A 20,034-nucleotide genomic window follows, 5' to 3' on the forward strand; every position below is an offset into this window, starting at 1 on the left:
TTATTTTATCATTACGAGGAACGAATTAATCTCTTTTTTAATCATGAGATTACCACAGAAAGCAAAAACTTTCTTCGCAATGACGTTCATTTATTTTATTTGAATTTCATCAACAAACAACCAAGATCTACCATCGTGTTTATAACCTAAATGCCATGTTGGTAAAACCCCCAATTTTTTTGCGACTACTTTTATATATCTATATTTCCCTTTTATTTTATTAAAAGTGGTTCTTTTTATTATAACATCTTCTGATTTCTCAACATTATACTTTCTAGAATGTTTTTCATAATTTATAAAATTTACTCCATCGTTAGAAACCAAAACACTAACTTCAGTTGGAAGGAATATCCAACTACGTTGGTCTTGTAAAAAACCTACAGAAACTTCATTAATTTCTTTTTGTTTTCCTAAATCTACAATTGCAATTACATCTGTATCAGAATATCCTTGCCAAGTTCCGGTTCTAAAATCTTGTGCTCCGATGATTCCATCAATCAACGCATTTTTTCCACCAGCATTGTATTGATTTGCATATTCCGTTTTTAATTCGATTTTAATATTTGGATCAATTTTAAAGAAATCTGTTGTAATAATTGCACTTTTCGTTTCTCCTTTTTGTGCATACATTTTTAATGCAACTTTATCTACAATTACAATTGGATTTTCATATTTTTTAAACTCTTCTCCGATCGAATAATAAATAGTTGCGTCTTTATTTACTGAGTTTAACGTTACAGAAGTTTTTCCTTTAAAAGCAATTTCTCCAGTTTCAATAAAAGGTGCAGCAACAATTAAATGCTCTTTAATTTCTGTAACCGGAATGTGTTTGTCGTTTGTACCCCAAGTTGATGGTTTGTCTGTCATTACAAATCGCAAACTTCCGCCAGCAATAATGTCTTTGTGTTTTAAAAATGTGTACGGATAATTTTTACCGTTCAATTCAACCGATTTGATGTATTTATTTTTGTTAGAAATAGAATCGGAAACAATGGTAAATGTTTTTCCGCTTTCTAAATTGATGGTTGCTTTCGGGAATAATGGCGCTCCAATAATGTATTGATTTGAAGCCGGAGTTACAGAATAAAATCCCATAGAACTCAAAATATACCAAGCACTCATTTGTCCACAATCTTCGTTTCCTGAAATTCCCGCTGGATCATTTGTGTACAATTCAGTCAAAATTTGACGAACTTTTTCTTGTGTTTTATGCGGTTTATTCACAAAATTATACAAATAAGCCATGTGATGACTTGGTTCGTTTCCGTGTGCATACTGACCAATTAAACCTGTAATATCTGCTTGATCTCTACCAGAAGTTTCATTTTTTGCAGTAAATAATTTATCCAATTGCTTTTCTAAATTTTCTTTTCCGCCTAATAAATTAATGAATCCAGAAACATCTTGCGGCACATAAAAACTGTATTGCCAAGAATTAGCTTCTGTATAATTGAAGTTTACTTCAAAAGGATCAAAAGGTGCAAACCACGTATTTCTAAAACGTCCACGCATAAAATGTGTTGAAGGATCGAACACATTTTTATAATATTGCGCTCTTTCTGTGTATGTTTTGTAATCGTCTTCTTTTCCTAACGATTTTGCCATTTGTGCAATTGTCCAATCATCATAAGCATATTCTAAGGTTTTAGAAACCGATTCTGATTCTTTTTGAACCGGAATAAATCCAAATTTTTTATAAGAATCCAATCCTAATTTATCTCTTGTTGCAGAATGTTTCATTGCTTCAAAAGCTTTGTTTACATCGTAATTTCTAATTCCTTTTAAATAAGCGTCAGCAATTACAGGAACTGCGTGGTAACCAATCATACATCCTGTATAATTTGCAGATAAATCCCAAATTGGCATAATTCCGCCTTCATCATATTTTGCTAAAAACGTATTGATAAAATCGTTGGTTTTGTCTTGTTCAATAATTGTATACAACGGATGCGCCGCTCTGTAGGTATCCCAAAGTGAGAAAACTGTGTAATAATCAAAATCTAATGTTTCATGAATTTTCATATCCATTCCTCGATAACGACCGTCAATATCTTGATATAAATTTGGTGCAATCATTGTGTGATATAAAGCTGTATAAAAATTAGTTTTATAATCAATATTATCAGATTCTATGACTATTTTTTCTAATTGTTTTTCCCAAACTTTTTGTGTTTCTTTCTTAATTTCTTCAAAAGTTTTACTTCCAATTTCTAAATGCCAATTGTGCATTGCTCCTGCTTCATCAACCGGTGAAATTCCGATGGTAACTCTAATTTCATTTCCTGTAGTGTTGTCAAATTCAAACGCTGCTTTTACTTTTTTTCCTTCTGTTTTATCTTCTAATAAAGTAACGTTTGTAAATGGTTTAGAAAATAACAGGTCAAAAAATAATCGTTGATCTGTAGCCCAAGCTTTAGAAAAACGATATCCAGAAATTGCTGTTTTAGAATTGATAGTTAATTTAGAATCTAAGACTTCATCTCGATGCTCTAAATCTAAAATGATAATTTGTTTTGATCCTTCAGCAAAATTATATTTATGAATTCCGCTTCTTTCTGTAACTGTTAATTCAACATCAATATTTGTATCATCTAAATGTACTTTATAATAACCAGGTTCTGCTACTTCGTTGTCATGAGAAAATTTAGATTTGTAGCCTTCTTTTCCGTCAGCGCCATTATTAAAAACCACTTTATTTGTTGGCATTAATAAAATATCTCCGTAATCAGAAACTCCTGTTCCGCTTAAATGTGTGTGTGAAAATCCGAAGATTTCAGAATCAGAATAATGATATCCGGAACATCCGTCCCAACCATCTAATCGTGTATCTGGACTTAATTGCATCATTCCAAACGGACTTGTAGCACCAGGATATGTGTGTCCATGACCGCCAGTTCCGATAAACGGATTTACATAAGAAATTAATGCTTGATCTTTTTGAGCTAAAGAAACTGGAAGGTTAGGTTTACATGAATCTAAGAAAAATGATAGTAAAACTATTAGCAGAAAATATTTTTTCATTCTGTGTTTGGATTTATTTATTTGACTAAATTAGCAAGATAACAATAATCAACCTATTTATTTATGTGGAATTTTAAACACACCAAGTATTTTTTAATCTTTTCATTTGCTATTTTACTTATAACTTCGTGTTCAGAAGAAAAGCAAATCGCTATACATCCTGCAATTATTCCAGCTCCATCAACACAACAAATTAATGATGGTATTTTTGAAATGAGCAATGCAACTGGTATTTTTTCTGATGATGCATTTAGGCAAGTTGCAGATTTTTTAAAATCCTATATCGAATATGGAAGTGAAATCAAGTTAAAATCAGAAGACTATAAAAATGTCATCAACTTTAAAAAAGATGCCTCTATAACAAACGAAGAAGGTTATCAACTAAAAGTAACTACAAACGAAATAACTATTACTGCGAGTTCTGCAAAAGGAGCATTTTATGCCGTACAATCTTTACGTCAATTATTGCCAGCTTCTTTTGAGAATAGCACTTTTAAAGGAAGTACTGTTTCAGTTCAAAATTTAGAAATTACTGATGCGCCACAGTTCAAATATCGTGGAATGCATTTAGATGTTGGACGTCATTTTTTTCCAGTTGATTTTATTAAAAAATATATTGATTTGATGAGCATGTTAAAAATGAATACGTTTCATTGGCATTTAACAGAAGATCAAGGTTGGAGAATCGAAATAAAAAAATATCCAAAATTACAAGAAATTGCAGCGTACAGAAATGAAACGTTAATTGGACATTATAGCGATCAACCACATCAGTTTGATGGAAAAAAATATGGCGGATTTTATACGCAAGAAGAAATTAAAGATATTGTAAAATATGCTACTGAAAGACAAATTGATGTAATTCCTGAAATAGAAATGCCGGGTCATGCTCAAGCTGCAATCAGTGCATATCCAGAATTAGGTTGTACCGGAAAACCAATTGATGTTGCAACAAAATGGGGCATTTTTGAAGATATTTATTGTCCGAAAGAAGCAACTTTTAAATTTTTAGAAGATGTAATTGATGAAGTGATTGCATTATTCCCTAGTAAATATATTCATATTGGTGGCGATGAAGCTCCGAAAACAAGATGGAAAAACTGTGCGCATTGTCAAGCTTTGATAAAAAAAGAAGGACTTAAAGACGAATACGGTTTGCAAAGTTATTTTATCACAAGAATGGAAAAATACATCAACTCTAAAGGAAAACAAATTATTGGTTGGGACGAAATTTTAGAAGGCGGATTAGCGCCAAATGCAACTGTTATGTCTTGGCGAGGAACAGAGGGTGCAGTTATTGCAGCACAACAACATCACGATGTGATTTTAACTCCTGGTTCTCACTGTTATTTTGATCATTATCAATCTACAAAAGAAGAAGAGCCTTTGGCTATTGGTGGATTTTTACCTTTAGAAAAAGTATATAGTTTTAATCCGATTCCGAAAGAATTAACCAAAGAAGAATCTAAATATGTATTGGGAGCACAAGGAAATGTGTGGACAGAATATATGAAAGATTCTAAGCAAGTTGAATACATGGCTTTTCCAAGAATGATTGCTTTGAGTGAAGTTGTTTGGTCTGAAAATAAAAACAAAGATTTCGAGAATTTTAAAAATAGATTAGAATTTTATCAGCAAAGATTAGACGCTAGAGATGTAAATTATGCCAATCATTTATATGAAGTTTTAGGAAAATCAGAAATAAAAGATGGCGTTTTATACATGAATTTAAAAACGAATTCTGGCACAAAAACCATTCGTTATACTTTAGATGGAACTGAGCCAAACATCAACTCTACTATTTATAAAAAACCGTTGCTTATAGACAAAAGTGTTACCATAAATGCCGCTTCGTTTAGTGATAAAAGTCAGGTAAGTGGTGTTTTTAATGAAACTGTAAAAATGCACAAAGCGGTTGGAAAAAAGATAAGTTTTGATGTTGCACCGAGTGAAAAATACAATGCTGGCGGTAATAATGCATTAATCAACGGAATTAGTGGAAGCAACAAGCGTTATGGTGATGATCAATGGTTAGGTTTTAATGGAAAAGACGTTGAAATTACGATTGATTTAGGAAAAGAAATGAATGTAAATTCTATTGCTACACGTTTTAACAATCAAGTTGGAAGTTGGATTTATGCTCCGACTCAAGTTGTGGTTAGTTTTCCAGGAAACGAAGAATATTTACCAATTGAAATGGAACAAAGCGAAGAAAAAATTGTTGATTTAAAATTAGAAACCAAAATTTTTACACGATACATTAAATTAAAAGTAATGAATTACGGCATTATTCCTGACGGAAAACAAGGCGCTGGTCATTTACCTTGGACATTTATTGATGAAATTATTGTGGAATAAAATGACTGTCACTCCTGCGAAAACAGGAATCCATTTTATAACATTTAACTACTTTTAATAAGGTTCCTGCTTTCGCAGGAATGACACAAAATATGAAACTAGAAATCTGTGCAAATTCATATCAATCTGCAATCAATGCAGAAAAAGCTGGAGCAAATAGAATCGAATTGTGTTCTGAATTGGCTGTTGGCGGAATTACTCCTTCATACGGATTGTTAAAAAAAGTGGTTGAAGATTTAACGATTCCAATTCATGTATTGGTAAGACCACGAAGCGGAGATTTCACCTATTCTGATGAAGAGTTTCAAGTTTTAAAAGAAGATATTTTAATTTGTAAAGAATTAGGCGTTTCTGGAGTTGTTTCTGGCGTTTTACATATTGACAATACCATTGATGTAGAAAGAACCAAGGAACTTGTTGCAATTGCTAAACCAATGAATTTTACATTTCATAGAGCTTTTGATTGGGTTGTAAATCCGATAGACGAAATCAAAAATTTAGAAAAAATCGGTGTGGTTAGAATTTTAACTTCGGGGCAAGAAACATCCGCTGAAAAAGGATTAAAAAATTTAATTGAATTTCAAAAAACAACTTCAAAAATTACGATAATGCCTGGCGGCGGAATTCATAAAAACAATATCAAACTGTTTCAAAAAAACGGATTTAAAGAAGTTCATTTATCAGCAACTACACAAAACAAAACCATTGAAAAACCAACAATATCAATGAATAGCAACAAGCATTTTGATGAAACTCAAGTAGCTCTTTCTGATATTGACCACATAAAAACCTGTTTAGAAATCATTTCTAATGAAATATAAATACCTTTTTTTTCTTTTACTAATAACAAGTATTGTTGGTTGTAAAAAAACAACTTCAGAATTACCAATCGTTTTGAATATTCATGAAAATTGGGAATTCAAATCTGCTAAAGATTCTGATTGGAAATCGGCTTCCGTTCCAGGAAACATTTTTACAGATTTACTGAATCATAAACTCATTCCAGATCCGTTTGTAAAAACAAATGAAGAAAAAGTACAATGGGTTTCTAAAAAAGATTGGGAATACAAAACTACATTTACTGTAAATGAAGCAACTTTACAAAAAGAAAATATCAACATTTCTTTTGAAGGATTGGATACCTATGCAAAAATCTTTTTAAACGACCAGCTTCTTTTAACAACTTCAAATGCATTTAGAACTTTTACAATTGATGTAAAAAAACAGCTAAAAATTAATAATTCACTGAAAATTGTATTTACGAATACGGATGCAATAGAAACTGTAAAAGAAAAAGAAAATCCATATCAATTACCTGAAGGAAAGAGAATTTACACTCGAAAAGCACAATTTCAATATGGTTGGGATTGGGGACCAAAACTCAATACTTCTGGAATTTGGAAAAACATTTCTTTAAAGGCATGGAACAACATCAAGTTTGATGACATTTTTATCAAACAAAAAAACATTACAGAAAATAATGCAAGTTTAGAAATTGAAGTCACCATTGACAGTGATGAAGATAAAAACATCATGCTTGTTACTACTGCAGACAAGCAAACTTATTCAAATCACCTTAAAGTTGCTAAAGGAAAACACAGCTATTCTGTTCCGTTTGATATTAAAAATCCGATGTTATGGTGGACACATAATTTAGGAAAACCACATTTGTATAATTTTGATTTTAAGTTGTTAGAAAACAATATCATAAAAGACGAAAAATCAATAAAAAAAGGTATTAGAACGATAAAATTGATTACAGAAAAAGATTCAATTGGAGAATCATTTTATTTTGAATTGAATGGAAAACCTGTTTATATGAAAGGTGCCAATTATATTCCACAAAACAGTTTTCAAAATAAAGTAACCAATCAACAGTATCAAAAATTACTTTCTGGTGTTGTAAACTCTAATATGAATATGTTGCGAGTTTGGGGAGGCGGAATTTACGAAAATGATGTTTTTTACGATTTATGTGATGAAAAAGGCATTTTAGTTTGGCAAGATTTTATGTTTGCGTGCGCGATGTATCCTGGTGATATTGAATTCTTAGCAAACGTACAGCAAGAAGCAGAAGATCAAGTAAAAAGATTGCGAAATCATGCTTCAATTGCGTTGTGGGCAGGAAACAATGAAAACTCTGAAGGTTGGAAACGTTGGGGTTGGCAAGATGGAAGAAGTGAAAAAGAAAAAGCAGAAATTTGGTCTGATTATTTAGCTGTTTTTGATTCGATTTTACCTCAAACTGTTGCAAAATATAGCGAGACAAGTTATTGGGAAAGTTCACCAAAATTTGGAAGAGGAAATCCGAAATACGAATTTGAAGGCGATGCACACGATTGGTGGGTTTGGCATGATGCAAGACCGTTTGAACATTTTGAAAAACAAGTCCCGAGGTTTATGAGCGAATTTGGTTTTCAATCTTTTCCGTCTTACGAAACGATCAATTTCATCAACCAAAAAGAACAAATTGATTTAAAAACAGACGGCATCAAATCACATCAAAAACACATCAGAGGTTTTCAATTGATTGATGAATATATGCAACGTGATTATAACATCCCGACTTCAGATGAAGATTATATGTATGTAAGTCAGTTATTACAAGCCAAAGGAATTGTCATGGGAATTGAGGCACACAGAAGAGCAAAACCGTATAATATGGGAACCTTATATTGGCAATTAAACGATTGTTGGCCATCAATATCTTGGTCTAGCATTGATTATTTTGGCAACTGGAAAGCCTTGCAGTACAAAGCTAAAAAAGCATTTGAAAATGTGCTGATTTCATACAAAGAAGATAAATTCGACATTGTAACGCACATCATCAACGATACTTTTGATGTTATTTCTGGGGAATTAAATGTAAAAATTATTGATTTTAATGGAAACGAAATCTGGTCAAACTTTAAAGATATTTCTGTAAAAGAAAATGCAAGTCAGCAAGTATATAGCATTCCAAATGTAGATATTGATAGAAAGAATCATGTGTATATTACCGAATTTAATGGCAAAAAAGCGCTTCATTTTTTTAGCAATCCGAAAAATTTAAACTTACCAAAAGGAGAAATTCAGAAAGAAATTACAAAAACAAAAACTGGATTTTCAATCACTTTAAAAAGTGCTGTTTTACAAAAAGATGTTTTCTTGTTCAGTAAAAATAAAGGTCATTTCTCTAACAACTTTTTTGATTTATTACCGAATGAAGCAATTACAATTGAGTTTATAACTGATGCAGAATCTTTGGATGATTTGCATTTAAAAACCTTGAATCAATTAAAGTAATTGTTAGTTCGAGTGAAAATGAGAAGTATGAACAATTTTGTATCGAGAACAACATGAAAGATATCTCGATACAAATTTATTTTTCTCAATATAAATTCACTAGATATGACAGAATGTTTTAATTTTTCAAAACAAAATGTCATTCCTGTGAAAACAGGAATCTATATGTAGTTTGTTTGAATTCCTGCCTACGCAGGAATGACAAATCATCAATTTTTCTTTAAAAACTTAGATTCCAAAAACCCCAATCCATACCCCAAATGTTGGGTAAAAGTGGTAATTATACTTAAAAAAGCAACAACAAAGTTTTTATTTTGAAATAAGGAACCTAAGCATATCAAAATAAAATAGAACCCATAGAATGCAATGAGTTGCCAATATCCAAATAATGCAGCAATACAACTGATGTCAAACCCAATAATAAATAAAGAAGGAAACCAATACGTAATTTTTGCAGTTTCTGGATACCGTTTATTTAATTGTGGTCTTGCTGTACCAAAAGCAAAAGTTTGCTTAAAAAATTGCTTTATTGTACTTCTACGTTTGTGATACACAAATGCTTTTTCTATCAATTGGGTTTTTAACCCGTTTTCCCACAAACGAAATGTCAAATCAATATCTTCTCCGACTTTTAATTCTGCAAAGCCATTGGTTTTTTCAAAAGCAATTTTCGATAATCCTAAGTTAAAACTTCTAGGTTGAAATTTCCCTATAGCATTTTTCTTACCACGAATTCCGCCAGTTGTCAACACAGAAGTCATAGAGTAATTAATGGCTTTTTGCAACGAAGTAAAACTTTTATGTGCAGCATCTGGACCACCAAAAGCATCTGTAAAATTATATTCTAATCCTTTTTTTACTTCTGATAGATATTGTTTTGGAACGATGACATCAGAATCTAAAATGATAAAATAATTTCCATTTGCGTTTTCCATTCCGAAATTACGGCTTGCTCCTGCTCCACTATTTTCTTTAAAGAAGTATTTTAAATTAAGTTTTGATTTATAGTTTTCTACAATACTTTCACTTCTTTCTGTCGAACCATCTTCTATAATCAACACTTCAAAATCATCTGTAAAATCTTGTTTAGTAAGACTTTTTAACAATTCGTCGATCTCATTAGGACGATTATACACTGGTATTATTATGGAAAAGTTTAGGTTCAAATTATTCTGGGAGTTTAAAGTACGGATTGTAAATAAATCCAATAACATTATTCCAAGGGTCTCTAACAGAAGCAACCATTAGTTCTCCACCAACATTATTAGGTTTCTCGTGTTCTGTTGCTCCTAGTTTTATAAATCTGTTATATGTTTCTTCTATTTTTTCAGTTCCCCAATAACTTAGTACATTATCAGATTTTTTATTTTTTTTTTCTTCTGGCAACAATCCTAGTTCATATCCTTGAATTGAAAATCCAACATAAAAAACTTCTTCAAAATAGGCTTTCGTTTCAAAAGCTTTCGAATACCATTCTTTTGCTTTTTGCAAATCAGAAACTTTATAAATTGTTGTTCTAAGTCCTAACATTTTTCGTTTTTTGCTAATGTAAACAAAAAATGCAAATCGAATCGATTTGCATTTTTTTTAAATATTAAAATTCATTATTCTTTGATTAATCTATAAGAACCTAATTTATCTGCAACTTTTATTTTCAACACATATAATCCTGAATTTAATGAAGAAACATCAAGATTAAACAACTTGTTATCAGGATATTTAAGAAGAACTTGTTGCCCCAATATATTGTAAACTGCAATTTCTTTAATTTTTTCTTGAGCATCTAATTGCAATATGTTTTTTGTTGGATTCGGAAATAATTTAAAACCTTCTATAGAATTTTCTTCTATACTTAAAACTTTAGTCGTAAAATTAAATGGTCCTGCCCAATCACTATCAATACTTCTTTTACATTTGTCTTGAACATAAAAATCATATGAAGTATTTGGATTTAAATTTCCTATCGATATAGATTTTTGGTTTGTTTGTCCTGTTTTTGTCCCAGTTCCTAAAGTAAATCCTTGAGTTCCATATTCAACAACCCATTCGGTGTCACTAGTATTAGTTGACGACCATGTTAAATCTGCAGAATGTTCTCCTAAGTTGCTAGCACCTAAATTAGTTGAAGTTGAACATTTAAAAGAAGTAATTGTTGGTGAAGTAGCACAAAAACCCCAACCATTTGTGTCATTATCATCATAAACCAATCTGTATTTAAAATTTTGCAGCTGATTTGTTGTAAAAGATGAAATGTTTATTGCTATTTCTGCATTAGAATCTTCACCTAAAGTACATGATTTATATGCATTACTGGTATCGTTATTAACTGGCGCTGTAGCATCAGTGGGTGTTACCCAACTTGCAGCATCTGCATCATAATACTGAACCATTAGCGTTTCCGTATTCTCTATTCGATAAGATATGTTAAACTTAATTTCAACAGCTATTTCCCCATTGTCAAATGCTGGTTTTAAATTTATTACAGGAGATTCGGCAGCAATATCATTATTATCCGATCCAGAATTAACGGCATTATCATCAAACTTAAATTGCGCTCCTGTTGTTGGATTTGATAATAATCCAGCTGCTGTAAAAGTACCAGTAACGGTCCAATTAGCATTTGGCCAATTAGCAGGTTGATTTAATGTTTGAGAATAACTCATTCCTACTACGAAGAAGAAAATGAGTGAGAGTAGTTTTTTTTTCATAATTAATCTATTTTAAATATTTGTTACGATTAAATTACTGAATATCAACAACAAAAACAAACACTTTTAAACTTGATACACTAATTTATATCAGATATAAATAAACAAATACTTATAAACGTATTTAATTTTGACAAATGCATCTAGTATTTGACTTAATAAAAATGATGTGATTTTGATTGAAAAATAAAAATCTTTAGAATACTATTTAATTCAATAATTCTTTTGCGTGTGTAATTGCAGAATCTGAAATGTCTTTTCCACTTAACATTTCTGCAATTTCTACAATACGCTCGTCTTCTGATAATTGTTTTAAGTTGGTTGTAGTTACACCTGCAACATCTTCTTTAAACACTTTGTAGTGTTGATTTCCTTTTGCAGCAATTTGTGGTAAATGTGTAATGGTAATTACTTGCATTTGCGTAGACATTTGCTGCATAATTTTAGCAATTTTATTAGAAATTTCTCCAGAAACACCTGTATCAATTTCATCAAAAATAATAGTTGGTAGTTGTGTATTATCTGATAATATTTTTTTGATTGCTAGCATAATTCGAGACAATTCACCACCAGAAGCTACTTTTTTAAGTTCTCCAAAACTGCCGCCTTTATTAGCAGAAAACAAAAAGTTTAGTTTGTCTTTTCCGTTTGATAAAAAAGAATCTGATTTTGATATATCAATTGAAAAACGTGCTTCGGGCATTCCAAGTTCTGACAATAAATATTCTAATTCCTTTTTCAAATTCGGAATTATTTTTTTTCTAGCAGAAGAAATCAAATTAGCTACTTCGTCTAATTTCGTTGAAACCTCATTTATTTGTTGTTGCTTTTGATTGATGATTTCTTCCGCATTTTCTACTTGATCTACTTTTATAGATAAAACTTCTTGAATTTCTAACAATTCTGGAATAGAATTAACGTAATGTTTCTTTTGTAAATTATAAATTAATTGCAATCTGTCGTTTAGTTTTTCTAACTCATTCGGATTAGAATCTATTGATTCAGTTGCGTCCTCAAGTTCAGAAATAATATCGTCCAATTCAATTTTTACACTTGTAATTCTGTTAGAAATTTCTTCGTATTCTTTAGAAAATGGCGCAATTTTCTGCAATCTGTTTTCCAACGTATTTAGCAATGTCTGAATCCCAATTTCATCAGCAGAAGCAATATGTACCGCTTCCGATAAGTTTAACTCAATTTCTTCTACATTATTTAATTTTTCTAATTTCTCTTCTAATTCTAATTGTTCATCAGCTATTAAATTAGCTTCAGTTAACTCGTTAAATAAATGTAAATTATAATCGTATTGTTGATTTGCCTCACGTTGTTGTGCTTCTAATTCTTGTAACTCCTTTTGATAAAAATTTAGTTGTTTTAATCCACGTTGATAAGAAGCTAATTTCTGTCCGTTTTTAGCCAAAGCATCTAAAATATGAAACTGAAAACCAGCATCTGATAATTCTAATGTTTGATGTTGAGAATGTACATCAATCAATTTTGATTTTAATTCGTTTAAAACCGACAACTTTACAGGTGTATCGTTAACAAAAGCACGTGATTTCCCTGAAGGTAAAATTTCTCTTCTAATAATTGTTTGTGCTTCGTAATCTAAATCAACAGAAGTGAAAAAATCTTCTAAATTGTAATTAGAAATTGCCAAATGAGCTTCAACCACACATTTTTTAGAAGTGTCTTTTAAAGTAGAAGTATCTGCTCTGTTTCCCAAAACCAAACCTAAAGCGCCTAACAAAATAGATTTTCCTGCACCAGTTTCTCCAGTAATAATAGACAAACCATTATTAAAGTCAATTGACAACTGATTGATTAATGCGTAATTTTGTATGGAAAGTGATGTTAACAAATTCAACTAATTTTAAAAGATAAAATTACTTAATTTTTTGCCACTTATCGTTATTTGTTGGAGAAATTCTTTGTAGCAATTTTTGCATTTTAGAAGCATTGCTAGTTCTTGGTCCGTCAGAAAAAATAGTTGCAATTTCATCTGCCTTAGCATCTAAAAAAAATCGAATAATAGGATTCCCAATTGCTACATTATGCAATTGTTCTAATTGTAAAACCGCACTTTCTATCGTTGATTTAGCATTGTTTTTATCTTTAGAAAAAACATCCATACCAAGTCTGTGATACGTATATAAAACATTTTTAAATCCTGTTAATTTAGCAGAAGTTAAATTATCTATTAGTGAGTAACGGTTTTGTTTACCAACTTCATCAGCCCAACCAGAACCTCCACTTTGTTGCGCTAATAATAACACATTTTTTGCTTTTTGATAATAAGAATTTCCTCCGTTTAATTTAAAAGTATCAGCATCAACTCCTAAAATGATATGAACATAAAACACAATTGTAGAAATTAAATTAGATTCAAATACCGTTTCATTATAATTAAATGGCTGAAATTCATCGTATTTAAAATTAAAATCTAAATCGTTGATATTTATGATTGGCGTTGTGTATGAAGTTCCATAAACAGGTCTAGCTGCCTGAATTTGAATACTAGCTTCAAAACGGTTAGTACTTACTTGTTTGTTAATCGTAATTGTAAATGCACTGCTTATTCTTTCTTGTGACTTAAAATTCTTGTTTGTCCACTTTTTTTGATTGATAAACTCTGTAAGTGAAGTTTGAAGTGTTGTAAAAACCTGTTTATTTGATCCAGGGATTTGATCAGAATTTACAGTTACTAATGCATTTAATTCTTGTGCATTAGTAGTAAGGACAGAAACAAAGCCTAAAAGAAAAAGGAAAAATGTACGCATATATTATATTCGATAATGTTTGATCGAGCTTGTCATATCGAGCGGAGTCGAGATGCGAGACCTCATTTTTAAACCTCTCGACTCCGCTCGAGGAGACATCAACATTTGTTAAACATCTTTTTTAATACTTCATTTATAATATCGTTTGCAACTTCAGATTTTGATTTTAATTCAAATGGAGTTTCACTTAAATCAGAGTCAATAATAGTTACTTTATTGGTGCTTTTTGCAAATCCTGCACCTTTATCCTGCAAGGAATTTAAGACAATTAAATCTAAATTTTTTCGCTGTAATTTTCCTTTTGCATTTTCAATTTCGTTATTTGTTTCTAAAGCAAATCCAACTAAAAATTGATGTTTTTTAATAGCTCCTAAAGAAGCTAAAATATCTTTTGTTGGTGCTAACTGAATCTCTAACGAATTAGCTGTCTTTTTTATTTTCTGAGTTGCAACATTTTTTGGTTTATAATCTGCAACGGCAGCAGATAAAATTGCAATATCAACATTTGCAAACTCTTTATGAACGGCATCATACATTTCTGATGCTGAAGTAACATTTATTCTGTTGATAAATGAATGTTGGACTTGTTGATTTGATGGACCAGAAATTAAAACAACTTCTGCGCCTAAATTTGCAGCTGCTTTTGCTATTTCAAACCCCATTTTACCGCTAGAATGATTTCCAATAAAACGAACTGGATCAATTGCTTCATAAGTTGGGCCAGCAGTAATTAATACTTTTTTCCCTTTTAATGGAAGTTTAGATACAATATCATTTTCTATAAAAGAAATAATGTCTTCTGGTTCTGCCATTCTTCCTTCACCAACCAAACCACTCGCTAACTCGCCACTTGTAGCTGGAATTAAAATATTATCAAAACTTTGTAATTTTTCTAAAGAATTTTTTGTTGATGGATGTTGATACATGTCTAAATCCATTGCAGGAGCAAAATAAACTGGACATTTAGCTGACAAATACGTTGCTAATACTAAATTATCGCAAGTTCCATTTGCCATTTTAGACAATGTGTTTGCTGTTGCAGGCGCAACCAACATTATATCTGCCCAAAGACCTAAATCTACATGATTGTTCCACATTTCATTCTCCTCTTCTTTATCATAAAAAGTAGATGAAACTGGATTTTTAGAAAGTGTGGAAAGTGTAAGCGGAGTGATAAAATCTTTTGACGCAGGTGTCATAACGACCTTTACTTCTGCGTCAGATTTTATAAATAAACGAACCAAATTGGCCGTTTTATAAGCGGCAATACCAGCACTAATTGCTAGTAAAACTTTTTTACCGCTTAAAATAGACATTACTCTGTTTCAGGAGTTCTATAATAAACTCTACCTTCTAACCATTCCTCTATAGCAATTGCAGTAGCTTTTGGTAATTTTTCGTAGAATTTAGAAACTTCAATTTGCTCTTTGTTTTCAAAAACTTCTTCTAAACTATCATTGTAAGTAGCAAATTCATCTAACTTATCTAACAATTCTGTCTTTAAATCTGCATTAATTTGAGTTGCTCTTTTTGCAATAATATTTATAGCTTTATAAATATTTTCTGTTGGAGCTTCAATAGCATCTTTATTGTACGTAATTGTTGTTACAGGTGCATTGGTTTCTTTATAATCCATTCTTAACTTTTTATTAATTGTTTTTGTTCTTTCTCTAAAGTGGCTAACATTTTATTAGAATCTTCTAAATATTTAGTTTTAGGAAAGTTTCTTTTTAACTTTTCGTATGCTTTTATTGCATCTTTAATTCTTCCTTCTTTTTTTCTAACAGAACTTTTTAACGCTAAATCGTGCGATGCTTTAAGTCTGTAATATAATGCTTCTTCTTTAAAATCTGATCCTAAATACTCTTCCAATAAATTATCAAATGCCTGAATTGCTGCCGTATAATTTCTACCAGGATCGTAATCTGCAGTTGTATAATATACTTTTGCAATTTCAAAAGCTTTCTTTTGCAGTTTATATCTTATCTCTTGATAATATTTATTTGCTTCTGGTATTCTTTCAGAATCTGGATACGTTTCAATAAATGTTTGAAAAGCATCTAATGCTTTATGAGTATCTCTTGGATCTAAACTAAAAACTGGCGAAGCTAATTTATAACTATACGCAGATAAAAATGCTGCTTCTTCTTTCTTAGAACTTTTAGGATAATTTTGAGTAAACCTTTGATAATAATAACCTGCTAAATCGTAATTTTTAGTATTAAAATTAGATTGGGCAACCATAAATTGAATTCTTTCCATTTGTGGTTTACCTCTGTAAGTTGGCGTTATTTTCTCAAATAAATCTAAAGCTTTATTGAATTTTTTTGCTTCATACATTTTTGTCGCCATCGCATATTGCTGCTCTACCGTACCTTTATTCAATACTTTTTGATACTCACTACAAGACGTAAAGAGCAATCCTACAAAAGCAATATATATTAAATTCTTCATTCTAAACATTTGGCAAAATTAGTGATTAATTATGGATTATTAAAACGATTTTTACACAGTAAAATTGTTAGGCGCAATTAAGTATAAAAACCCTTAAATGATTCTTATATTTTTACTAAAAGTTTGTTAATGTTAACTTCATAAATTTGATATTATCTTCAAGAAAAACTTGCTACAAAATTAGCGATTTTTTCTTGATTCTTAGCTGTAGTTTTCACTAAAGGTAAACGAACTTCGTCTGTAGTAATTTTTAACTCTTTTAAAACTGTTTTTATTCCTGCCGGATTGTTTTCTGCAAAGATTAAATTAATAATTTCCATTAGTTTAAAATGAATTTCAAATGCTTCTTTATTTTCACCTTTTAATCCTAAATTAATTAGTGTAGAAAACTCTTTTGGATAAGCTTGTCCGATTACAGAAATAACTCCAGAAGCACCAGCTAAAACAACTGGCAATGCTAAATCATCATCACCAGAAATAATTAAAAAATCGTTTGGTTTATTTTTAATCAATTCTAAATATTGCTGCACATTATTTCCTGCTTCTTTTACTGCAATTATATTTTCAAAATCATTGGCCAAACGAATTGTTGTTGCTGGTTCCATATTTCTTGCTGTTCTACCAGGAACATTGTATAAAATAATTGGCTTTGGACTTGCTAAAGCGATTGCTTTAAAATGCTGATAAAAGCCTTCTTGAGTTGGCTTGCTATAATATGGTGCAACCGATAAAATGGCATCAATTTGAGATAAATCTGCCGTTTTTAATTCGTTAATAACATTGGTAGTATTGTTGCCGCCAATTCCTAAAACTAACGGAACTCTTTTCTTGTTTACGTTGGCAATAACACTGATGATTTCTTTCTTTTCTTCGGATGTAATTGTTACACTTTCGCCAGTTGTACCGTTAATTACAAGATAATTTATTCCGCTATCAACATTAAAAGCTACTAATTTTTTAAGCGCATTAAAATCAACTGTTTTATCTGAATTAAATGGCGTTACTAAAGCAACACCTGTACCAACAAATTTTTGCATTTTTTAGGTTTTTAAATATTGGGCAAATTTATAGTTTTCAATATAAGATTCAGTTAATTATTCGTTATAAAATACTTGATAAAAGGAAATATAACTGATTTACATGAAGTTGTTAAATTTAAAACTGATTGTTATATTTTATGTAGTAATTCTAAATATTTTTTAATAACATCAATAAAACTATCTATATTTTTTGGGTCTTCAGTAACAACTAAGTCAAATATTTTATCATTTACTTTAGAAAAACCGATTTTAAAAGTTGCTTTAGATTTTAATGCACAATATTCTAAGTACAAATTATTAGTATCAAAATACCCAATTAACAAATCAAATGGGTTATCTAAAAAACTCTCTAAACTAGCATCTTTTATCTTACCGTTCCAATCAATATCTTTTTCTGTGAAGTGTTTGTATGTAATTGGATCAGATTTTTTAAATGCTCTATAACTGTAAATGTGAACATTTCTAACAGATTCTATCCTACTTTTTACATGTTCTGAAATATCAATTTCTTCATACAACTTGTTGTTCGTTAAAATTGCTACAGAATGGATTTCTTTAGAATTAGGCGTTCTCGTTTCTGGAATTAAGTTTAATTCCTTTTTAAACTTCTTTAATAAAGATTTCTGTTTAAATTTCCCGAAGGCCATAAAATTCTATATTCTAAAATTGTATATTCGTTTCTTACAAATTTAACTAAAAAAACATGCGCACAACATTTAAAAGAATTGCTTTTGTATTTTTTTTAAGCTTTTTATTTTTTTCATGTAAAAAAGAAAAGTATGTAGTTACAAAAATAACTGCAAACACTATTGCAATTGACTCTAGCTTAGTTCCTGTTAGCAACATCACCAAAACAATTGCTCCCTACAAAGAGAAAATGATTAAAGAAATAAATACTAAAATATCGTATACAACAAAAGATATTGTTAGAACTGATGGCGATTTAGAAAGCAGTTTAGGAAATTTAATAGCAGATTTATCATACGAAAGAGCAAATCCAATATTTTATAAAGAAACAGAAAAAAACATCGACTTTTCGATGTTTAATTATGGCGGAATTAGAGCTGGAATTCCTGCAGGAAATATTACAAATAAACATGCTTTTGAGTTGATGCCTTTTGATAATATGTTTGTTGTTGTTGAGTTAACTGGTGATAAAATAGTAGAACTTATCAACTATTTAATCACAAAAAAAACGGCGCATCCTTTATCTAAACACATTCAATTAACAATTACTAAGAACGGATATGAGTTTTTTATACAAGGAAAAAAGTTTGACAAAAATAAAAGTTATTATGTGTTAACAACAGATTATTTACAAAGTGGTGGCGATAGTATGAACTTTTTTAAAAACCCAAAAAACTTGTACAAACAAAATTACAAAATGCGTGATGCAATTGTAGATTATTTTAAAAGTGTAGATACTATAAAAACTGTTTTAGACAATCGTTTTAAAAGAAAATAAAAAATGGATAGAAGAAAATTTTTACAACAAACAACAGCAGCAGCTTCTTTAACAGCAATTGGCGGATTAACATTGCCTTCTTTTACAACAAAAAAGAAAAAACATATTACCATTTTACACACTAACGATACGCACAGTCATGTAGAACCTTTTGAAGCAACACATTATAGATACGCAAATAAAGGTGGTGTTGCAAGAAGAGCAACATTAATAGAAAATATCAGAAAAGAAAATCCGAATACATTATTATTAGACGCTGGTGATATTTTTCAAGGAACTCCGTACTTCAATTATTTTGGTGGCGAATTAGAATTTAAGCTAATGAGTATGTTAAAATATGATTTGGCAACAATTGGAAATCATGATTTTGATAATTCTATTGAAGGTTTGTATAAACAATTACCAAACGCAAATTTTAATTTTGTTTCTGCCAATTACGATTTTAAAAACACCGTTTTAGATACGCACGTAAAACCGTATCAAATCTTTAAAAAAGACGGAATTAAAATCGGAATTTTTGGTTTAGGAATTAAGCTAGAAGGCTTGGTTCATCCAAAAATGTATAAAGAAACCAAGTATTTAGATCCTATAGAAGTTTCTCAAGATATGAGTAGAATTTTAAAAGAAGAACAACAATGCGATTTGGTAATTTGCTTATCACATATTGGATATTACAACAGAAGAAATCCTAAAATTATTTCTGATTTAAATTTGGCAAAAGCAACAAAAAATATCGACTTAATTATTGGTGGCCATTCTCATACATTTTTACCAAAACCAACAATTATAAAAAATGCTGATGACCAAAATATGTTGGTAAATCAAGTTGGTTGCTACGGTATAAATGTTGGGCGAATTGATTTCTTTTTTGATGAAGAAAAAAACGTAACTACTAAAGGAAAAAGCATTCTGGTTTAAAAAAC

At 30.3% G+C, this 20,034-nt stretch carries 16 protein-coding genes; 5 read left to right on the forward strand and 11 right to left on the reverse strand.

The window, feature by feature from the left end:
• Nucleotides 1–90 precede the first annotated feature (90 nt).
• Nucleotides 91–3,021 carry a GH92 family glycosyl hydrolase gene (locus ABDX67_RS09120; RefSeq protein WP_347174704.1) on the reverse strand — a complete coding sequence of 977 codons (2,931 nt, stop codon included), beginning with the start codon at nt 3,019–3,021 and terminating at the stop codon, nt 91–93.
• A 63-nt stretch (nt 3,022–3,084) separates the two neighbouring features.
• Here ABDX67_RS09120 and ABDX67_RS09125 point away from each other — a divergent pair, with 63 nt between their 5' ends.
• From ABDX67_RS09125 to ABDX67_RS09135, 3 genes are all read left to right on the forward strand, one after another.
• Nucleotides 3,085–5,379, forward strand: a complete 2,295-nt coding sequence (locus ABDX67_RS09125; RefSeq protein ID WP_347174705.1) for a glycoside hydrolase family 20 protein — start codon at nt 3,085–3,087, stop codon at nt 5,377–5,379.
• 92 nt (nt 5,380–5,471) lie between these two features.
• Entirely contained in the window at nt 5,472–6,200 is a 729-nt protein-coding gene (locus ABDX67_RS09130) for a copper homeostasis protein CutC (protein WP_347174706.1), read from the forward strand.
• Nucleotides 6,190–8,664 (forward strand): beta-mannosidase, encoded by a 2,475-nt coding sequence (locus tag ABDX67_RS09135; protein ID WP_347174707.1) that lies wholly within the window; start codon nt 6,190–6,192, stop codon nt 8,662–8,664. Before ABDX67_RS09130 ends, ABDX67_RS09135 begins: the two co-directional genes overlap by 11 nt.
• A gap of 209 nt (nt 8,665–8,873) precedes the next feature.
• Here ABDX67_RS09135 and ABDX67_RS09140 read toward each other — a convergent pair whose 3' ends face one another.
• The 10 genes from ABDX67_RS09140 to ABDX67_RS09185 all read right to left on the reverse strand — a co-directional run bounded on the left by ABDX67_RS09140 (nt 8,874) and on the right by ABDX67_RS09185 (nt 18,293).
• Nucleotides 8,874–9,878, reverse strand: a complete 1,005-nt coding sequence (locus tag ABDX67_RS09140) for a glycosyltransferase family 2 protein (RefSeq protein ID WP_347174708.1) — start codon at nt 9,876–9,878, stop codon at nt 8,874–8,876.
• On the reverse strand, nt 9,832–10,194 hold the full coding sequence (locus ABDX67_RS09145; protein WP_347174709.1) for a VOC family protein: 363 nt from the start codon (nt 10,192–10,194) through the stop codon (nt 9,832–9,834). Before ABDX67_RS09145 ends, ABDX67_RS09140 begins: the two co-directional genes overlap by 47 nt.
• 74 nt (nt 10,195–10,268) lie before the next feature.
• Entirely contained in the window at nt 10,269–11,372 is a 1,104-nt protein-coding gene (locus ABDX67_RS09150; RefSeq protein WP_347174710.1) for a T9SS type A sorting domain-containing protein, read from the reverse strand.
• Between the two features lie 208 nt (nt 11,373–11,580).
• Nucleotides 11,581–13,233: a DNA repair protein RecN gene (gene recN / locus ABDX67_RS09155; RefSeq protein WP_347174711.1), complete on the reverse strand. Its 1,653-nt coding sequence runs from the start codon at nt 13,231–13,233 to the stop codon at nt 11,581–11,583.
• A 25-nt stretch (nt 13,234–13,258) separates the two neighbouring features.
• Nucleotides 13,259–14,152 carry a type IX secretion system protein PorD gene (gene porD / locus ABDX67_RS09160; protein WP_347174712.1) on the reverse strand — a complete coding sequence of 298 codons (894 nt, stop codon included), beginning with the start codon at nt 14,150–14,152 and terminating at the stop codon, nt 13,259–13,261.
• Between the two features lie 98 nt (nt 14,153–14,250).
• A complete protein-coding gene (coaBC, locus tag ABDX67_RS09165; protein ID WP_347174713.1) occupies nt 14,251–15,468 on the reverse strand; it encodes a bifunctional phosphopantothenoylcysteine decarboxylase/phosphopantothenate--cysteine ligase CoaBC in 1,218 nt (405 codons plus the stop codon).
• Nucleotides 15,468–15,788 (reverse strand): DNA-directed RNA polymerase subunit omega, encoded by a 321-nt coding sequence (locus tag ABDX67_RS09170; RefSeq protein WP_347174714.1) that lies wholly within the window; start codon nt 15,786–15,788, stop codon nt 15,468–15,470. The genes coaBC and ABDX67_RS09170 overlap by 1 nt, the downstream gene beginning before the upstream one ends.
• Nucleotides 15,789–15,790: 2 nt before the next feature.
• Nucleotides 15,791–16,606 (reverse strand): outer membrane protein assembly factor BamD, encoded by an 816-nt coding sequence (locus ABDX67_RS09175; RefSeq protein WP_347174715.1) that lies wholly within the window; start codon nt 16,604–16,606, stop codon nt 15,791–15,793.
• Nucleotides 16,607–16,764: 158 nt separating this feature from the next.
• Nucleotides 16,765–17,643 (reverse strand): 4-hydroxy-tetrahydrodipicolinate synthase, encoded by an 879-nt coding sequence (gene dapA, locus ABDX67_RS09180; RefSeq protein ID WP_347174716.1) that lies wholly within the window; start codon nt 17,641–17,643, stop codon nt 16,765–16,767.
• A 131-nt stretch (nt 17,644–17,774) separates the two neighbouring features.
• Nucleotides 17,775–18,293, reverse strand: coding sequence for a DUF6913 domain-containing protein (locus ABDX67_RS09185; protein ID WP_347174717.1), 519 nt, complete (start codon nt 18,291–18,293; stop codon nt 17,775–17,777).
• 56 nt (nt 18,294–18,349) lie between these two features.
• On the opposite strand from ABDX67_RS09185, the gene ABDX67_RS09190 reads away from it, so the two are divergent.
• Entirely contained in the window at nt 18,350–19,111 is a 762-nt protein-coding gene (locus ABDX67_RS09190) for a 5'-nucleotidase C-terminal domain-containing protein (protein ID WP_347174718.1), read from the forward strand.
• A 3-nt stretch (nt 19,112–19,114) separates the two neighbouring features.
• Nucleotides 19,115–20,029, forward strand: a complete 915-nt coding sequence (locus ABDX67_RS09195) for a bifunctional metallophosphatase/5'-nucleotidase (protein WP_347174719.1) — start codon at nt 19,115–19,117, stop codon at nt 20,027–20,029.
• Nucleotides 20,030–20,034 lie beyond the last annotated feature (5 nt).

It is taken from the genome of Polaribacter uvawellassae (assembly GCF_039748955.1).
GTDB classification, from domain to species: Bacteria; Bacteroidota; Bacteroidia; order Flavobacteriales; family Flavobacteriaceae; genus Polaribacter; species Polaribacter uvawellassae.

Coding starts and splice junctions, on each gene's coding strand:
- ABDX67_RS09125 (WP_347174705.1), top strand. CDS start 3,085: ATGTGGAATTTTAAACACACCAAGTATTTTTTAATCTTTTCATTTGCT.
- ABDX67_RS09145 (WP_347174709.1), bottom strand. CDS start 10,194: ATGTTAGGACTTAGAACAACAATTTATAAAGTTTCTGATTTGCAAAAA.
- ABDX67_RS09130 (WP_347174706.1), top strand. CDS start 5,472: ATGAAACTAGAAATCTGTGCAAATTCATATCAATCTGCAATCAATGCA.
- coaBC (WP_347174713.1), bottom strand. CDS start 15,468: ATGTCTATTTTAAGCGGTAAAAAAGTTTTACTAGCAATTAGTGCTGGT.
- porD (WP_347174712.1), bottom strand. CDS start 14,152: ATGCGTACATTTTTCCTTTTTCTTTTAGGCTTTGTTTCTGTCCTTACT.
- ABDX67_RS09150 (WP_347174710.1), bottom strand. CDS start 11,372: ATGAAAAAAAAACTACTCTCACTCATTTTCTTCTTCGTAGTAGGAATG.
- ABDX67_RS09170 (WP_347174714.1), bottom strand. CDS start 15,788: ATGGATTATAAAGAAACCAATGCACCTGTAACAACAATTACGTACAAT.
- ABDX67_RS09190 (WP_347174718.1), top strand. CDS start 18,350: ATGCGCACAACATTTAAAAGAATTGCTTTTGTATTTTTTTTAAGCTTT.
- ABDX67_RS09140 (WP_347174708.1), bottom strand. CDS start 9,878: ATGTTATTGGATTTATTTACAATCCGTACTTTAAACTCCCAGAATAAT.
- dapA (WP_347174716.1), bottom strand. CDS start 17,643: ATGCAAAAATTTGTTGGTACAGGTGTTGCTTTAGTAACGCCATTTAAT.
- ABDX67_RS09135 (WP_347174707.1), top strand. CDS start 6,190: ATGAAATATAAATACCTTTTTTTTCTTTTACTAATAACAAGTATTGTT.
- ABDX67_RS09120 (WP_347174704.1), bottom strand. CDS start 3,021: ATGAAAAAATATTTTCTGCTAATAGTTTTACTATCATTTTTCTTAGAT.
- ABDX67_RS09195 (WP_347174719.1), top strand. CDS start 19,115: ATGGATAGAAGAAAATTTTTACAACAAACAACAGCAGCAGCTTCTTTA.
- ABDX67_RS09175 (WP_347174715.1), bottom strand. CDS start 16,606: ATGAAGAATTTAATATATATTGCTTTTGTAGGATTGCTCTTTACGTCT.
- ABDX67_RS09185 (WP_347174717.1), bottom strand. CDS start 18,293: ATGGCCTTCGGGAAATTTAAACAGAAATCTTTATTAAAGAAGTTTAAA.